This window comes from Solemya pervernicosa gill symbiont (assembly GCF_002020875.1).
In the GTDB taxonomy this organism is placed as follows: Bacteria; Pseudomonadota; Gammaproteobacteria.
In genome coordinates this window covers 1-5,844 of sequence record NZ_MPRL01000100.1, presented here as the reverse complement: position 1 = coordinate 5,844, position 5,844 = coordinate 1, and the positions used below count along the sequence as shown (strand labels likewise).

General features: G+C 56.0%; 2 protein-coding genes. One reads left to right on the top strand and one right to left on the bottom strand.

Going from position 1 to position 5,844, the window contains the following annotated elements; all coding sequences use genetic code 11:
* The coding region (locus BOW52_RS15930; protein ID WP_135622554.1) for a hypothetical protein at nt 1–879 on the bottom strand (879 nt) is incomplete at its 3' end.
* 441 nt (nt 880–1,320) lie between these two features.
* On the opposite strand from BOW52_RS15930, the gene BOW52_RS15925 reads away from it, so the two are divergent.
* Nucleotides 1,321–5,589, top strand: a complete 4,269-nt coding sequence (locus tag BOW52_RS15925; protein WP_153043215.1) for a choice-of-anchor U domain-containing protein — start codon at nt 1,321–1,323, stop codon at nt 5,587–5,589.
* The last annotated feature ends 255 nt before the right edge of the window (nt 5,590–5,844 follow it).

Genomic DNA, 5,844 nt, shown 5'->3' with positions numbered 1-5,844 from the left:
GTCGGGGCGCCGCAGGCATAAACGGTCGCGTGAAGTTTTTGCTGTTTGCTTGGGCTTGGATGCCCAAAACAAACTCTCGCAAAAATAGCGACTCCCCGGGGAGGCCTGCTGCGTGTCATGAATAAATATGGCGGCGGTGATCCTGGTAGAAAATCCAAAGCGTGCGGCAGTGCGTGCAGGGTAGGGGGTGACGATCAGGTTAAATCGATGTTCGCCCCCCTCGGAGGTGACGCGCATGCCACCGCCGCTGCCGGTGCCGGTTCTGTTGCCCGTGGCAACCGTCTGCCTGATCATCTCCTGCAGCTTGCTCTGCTCAGTCGGGCTGGAGAGTTTGATGCTGCTGTTCTTTACCGTTAAACCACCGTTGCTGGTAATTGCAGCCTCGGCCTGTTGGCTGACAAAGGCCACTCTCTCATGTTCGTCAATCAGGATTAGAGGGGTGGGTGAGCGGTAGAGTGCCTCAAGCAGTCCCTCCTGATGCTGTTGCACCGTCTCAAGGTGAGCGCCCAGCTTATAGGCGCGCATCAGGTGCGGCATGATCTCCTGCAGTAACGCCATTTCAGACTCGGTGTATGGGCCTTGAGAACGTGCGCGCTGAACACCGATACGCGCAATCATGTTCTCGTTCTTGATGATATTTCCGCCTAGTCCATAGAAAACACCGTAGTGGCTAAAGAAGTCGTTGTAGTACTCAGAACTTTTGAACTCTGCATCTGAAACAGCAGTATGCGTGTTGAACGCCTGTCCAACCGGATTAGCTTCCAGATAGGTATTCCATGGGTCGAGTCTTGAGTAGTGCTGTTGGTATTGGCGGTCATAGCTATCGTCATAGCCCACGCCCGCAATGAGACTGTAGCGACGACTCTGCTTATCAGCCATGCGCATGCGCGCGCCCTGCGAATCCAGCGCGAGAGCAAGCCTATTTAGAAAGTGTGTCCACTCGCTGGGGTCACTGACCGCATCGTAAATCTGTCCAACAAGTTTGAGGGTGTCTGCGTGCATCCGTTGCCAAGACTCTGATTGTTATCTGTCTTATTTCGGACTCAAGTTAGCGAAACAGAACCATCCCTTCAATTATAACTTACTGAAATGATTGGTGATTGAGTCGATGAAAAGGAGCGGCTGACGGGAAATACTCTTGTGAAATCAGATAGATGGCTGTCAGAAATTGTCATGCTTGGAGTGCCTCTTGTCGAGGTAAGAACGGTTCCAAAGCGTTTGGCGCTATCACCCATTGCGCAGAAATTTCATCCATTTGGATGATGAGAAGTGGTGCGGGGTCTTTTTAGTATGTAGCCATAAAAACAGAAGGTCATGGCTATGAATTTTGCGCAATCACTTAACTCCCCACCCCGAAAACAGCACCACAAAACGGCAAGCCACAAGATCAAAGCGGTCTTGTTATCGGTGGGTATTATTACGTCTGTGCTGTTTGTCTCCTCGGCGCAGGCGCTTGTTGAAAGTGAAACGGAAACCCCGAAAGCGCTCAGCCACACAGAGATGGTTGATCAGGCAACCAGCCAGAGTGCCGATGCCCACAAAATCACCTCAAACAGCGATGGCACTCTCCGTGTTCCCAGTCCGATGCAGGATGTCATCGCCACCATCACACCAGCCGGTGCCACATTTCTTTCAGATGCCGACGATGAAGGCGGCGGTGAGTTTGCACTGCGTGCGCATAGCATCGGCAGGCTTCAGGGGCCATCAAGTGAGGTGCTACCGGGAAGTGTGGGCTACGATGAGCAGACTGCCCGAATCTTCCACCCCAATCTTGTAGAGGAGTTCACCACCAGCGCCGAAGGTATCCGGCAGGACTTCGTGGTGCCTGCCAGGCCCACGGGTTTCGGTGAGCTGGTGCTGGAGTTAACCGTGGAGGGTGCGAAGGTTGCCGCCAGTGATGTAGGAGTGTCGCTAACACTGACGAGTGGTCGCGAACTCGCCTACCACAGTCTGCTGGTTGTAGATGCCAACGGTGAAACGTTACCCGCCCGTTTTGATGTCGTTTCAGCCAAAGCCTTGAACATTGTGGTCGATGATGCCGGTGCTGCCTATCCGGTGCGTATCGATCCGACGATTACGGATGCGGATTGGTTTTCTATAGGGACAGCATTTCCAACGGTCAATGGCACGGTGAGAGCGCTGGCGTCGGATGGGGCTGGAAATCTCTATGTTGGCGGTTCGTTTAGTGCCATTACAGGAATACCCGATACTGCCTATATTGCCCAGTGGAATGGTAGTGGCTGGAGTGCACTCGGCTCGGGGATGAATGGCTCCGTTTTGGCCCTGACCTGGGACGGTAGCAACCTCTACGCGGGGGGGAACTTCAACACCGTCGGGGGCAACGCAGCCAGCTATATCGCGCAGTGGGATGGCAGTAGCTGGAGTGCACTGGGATCGGGGATGAATAGCTCCGTTTTGGCCCTGGCCTGGGACGGTAGCAACCTCTATGCGGGGGGGGGGGTCACCACCGCCGGGGGCGATGCAGCCAGCCGTATCGCGCAGTGGGACGGTAGTAGCTGGAGTGGACTGGGCTCGGGGGTGAATGAAGGAGTTACTGCCCTGGTCTGGAACGGGGGCGAACACCTCTATGCGGGTGGAGCCTTTATAGAAGCGGGAAGTAAGGCAACCGGCTATGTTGCGAAGGCGTTTGTCGGTAACGCGGCACCGGTCAACACCGTTTTGCCTGTAGTTAGCGGTAGAGCAACCGTTGGTGGCGCGCTCTCCACCACTGTTGGCACCTGGACAGATGAGGATGGCGAGACGCCTACCTACAGCTACCAGTGGTACCGCGCTGATGATGGTGCCGGAACCAATCTTGCGGCTATTGGAAGTGCCACAACCAACAGCTACACCCTGACCACGTCTGATGCCCATAAATACATCCGCGTGGTAGTGACGGCCGACGACGGTGCTGGTAGTGCAGACCAGAGGGCGACCAGCGCCTATACAGCCGTTTCCAACAGTGCACCGAGTCATAGTGTTGTGCCGGCTATCACTGGCACGGCCAGGGTGGGGAGTAGTTTGAACGCGAGCAGTGGTAGCTGGAGCGATGCCGATGGCGACTCTCCCAGCTACAGCTACCAGTGGTATCGCGCCGATGACAACAGCGGAACGGGTGAGGCGGCAATCGCCACAGCCACGAACAGCAGCTACACACTCACCACGGCCGATGCTCACAAGTATCTGAAGGTGGTTGTCACCGCTGATGATGGGAACGGTAGTAGCGATCAGAGTGCTGCCAGTCTCCGCACTGCCGTTGTTAATAGTGCTCCGGCCAATACTGCGCTACCCGTGGTGAGCGGTAGCAACGTGGTGGGTGGTGTGCTCAATGCGACAAGCGGCAGCTGGAGCGATGCCGATGGTGACAGCCCGAACTATAGCTACCAGTGGAAATCAGGCAGCAATGCTATCGGCACCAACAGCAGCAGCTACACGCTCACCGCCAGTGAGGCGCACACCACGATTACCGTGGTGGTGACGGCGAATGATGGCAAGAGTGGTACCGCTAGTGCGACCTCGGCAGGCACGGTTGTGACCAACACGGCACCAGCCAACAGTGCGTTACCGGTGATCAGCGGCAATCTGGTTGAGGGTGGTGCGTTAACCACAACCGATGGGGGCTGGAGTGATACCGATGGTGATGGCATGAGCTACGGCTACCAGTGGCGGGCGAACGGTTCAGCCATCGGTACGAACAGCAGCGGTTACACCCTGACCGGTAGTGAGGTGGGCAAGGCGATCTCAGTGGTGGTCACGGCGAGCGATGGCCAGGGTGGAAGCACGAGCGCGACATCGTTGGTGACGGCAGCGGTCGATACCGATCTGGATGGTGACGGTGTGGGTGATGCGGTTGATACCGATATTGATGGTGATGGTATTGATAACAGCTGGGAGAGCGCTAACGGTCTCGATCCGCTGGATGGTAGCGATGCGTCGGGTGACCTTGATGGCGATGGTGTGAGTAATCTCGATGAGTTCCTGGCATCGAGTGATCCCAACGTGGATGACAACCCGCCGGTGGTGACACCGCCTGCCGATATGTCAGTGAATGCCATTGGACTCTTCACCCCGGTGAGTGTCGGGACCGCAACGGCGAGCGATGCACTTGATGGAGAGGTGGCTGCTACCTCCGATGCGCCCAGCCACTTCTCGCCGGGTGTGACGCTTGTGACCTGGAGTGCGAGCGATGCTACGGGGAATACCGGCACTGCCACGCAGCGGGTGAATGTGACGCCGATGGTCGATTTCAGCAAGGACCAGATCACCTCCGAGGGGAGCACGGTGAGTTTTGCTGTGATTCTTAATGGTGAGGCGGTGAGTTACCCCGTGAGCGTGCCCTACACGGTGAGTGGCAGTGCAGATGGCAGTGATCACGATCTGGTGAGTGGTGTTGCGACGATTAGCAGTGGCACCGAGGTTGAGGTGTTCTTCAACACGGTTGATGACGGTGCGGGTGAGGGGGGCGAGCAGATCGTGGTGACGATGGGTTCGCCGGACAATGCTGTGGTGGGTGCCAAGACGAGCCACACCATTGAAGTAGTTGAAGGCAATGTGGCCCCATCGCTCTCCTTGGCGGCCTATCAGGGTGTCGACACGACCTTCACGGTGACACAGACAGATGGCAGTGTGGAGGTGATCGGCAGTGTGATCGATCCTAATGTGGGAGATTCTCATAACTTCGACTGGAGCCTGACCGATAGTGTGTTATTCGATACCGATGGTGCTACCGATAGCTTCACCTTCGACCCTTCGGCGCTGACGGCGGGGCTCTATACGCTGCGCCTGACGGTTGATGATGGGGCTGCGAGTGATTCGGCTGAGATTACGCTTAATCTGGTGGCTACACCCCCCGTGCTAACAACGGCAGATAGTGATGGTGATTCGATAGACGATCTGACCGAAGGTTACGGCGATAGCGATGGGGATGGTGTTCCCGATTATCTCGATGCCATTTCTGCCAGCAACGTGCTGCAGCAGCAGAGCGGTGAGAGCAGTAGTTACCTGATGGAGACGGATCCCGGTCTCAGGCTATGTCTCGGAAGCTCGGCGTTTCAGACGAACAATGGTGAGGCTGAGGTCAGCATGGCCGACATTGCCAATGGCGGTGGTGTGGGTGATGAGAGTGGCGCGTACGACTATCAGGGTGGCCTGTTCGACTTCACCGTGGATGATCTTCCGGCTGCGGGTCAGTCGGTCAATATTGTACTGGCGCAGTTCTCACCTATTCCTGCCAATGCGGTCTATCGAAAACTTGTTGCGTCTCAGTGGCAAGACTTTGTGGTGAATGCAAACAATAGCGTTGCTTCGGCAGCTGGAGAGGCAGGGTACTGCCCACCACCAGGTGATGCGGCTTACGTGAGCGGTTTAACCGAGGGTGACTGGTGTGTGCAGTTAACTATTGAGGATGGTGGACCGAATGATGCTGATGGTGAGGCGAATAACCGCGTGGTCGATCCGAGCGGTGTGGCGGCAGTAACACGCTCGGTCAGTTCCGGTGGCGGTGGTGCGGTTCACCCCTTCTGGTTGTTTATGCTGGTGCTCTTCATGCTCTACAGACATCACAGCTTCGTAATGCGTAAGCGGATGTAGCAATAGGTCGCTAATGGTTTTTCTCACCAGATGGATCTGGGGGAAGAGGGGGCTAAGGATAGCCCCACTTTAATTTGTAGGTTTTGTGATTGTTTCTGGGTAACGATTGTGGCGTTGTAAATGGAGAAAATTATGAAAGTAGCAGCTGTTGTTCCTGTCGCTGACCGCCATGGATAGCGAAGCGAAGGCGGTTAGTCCGCGATAGTCGACGCCGTCTGCCTATTCGTAGTTGAGAGCGAGAGCGAACGACGAAGA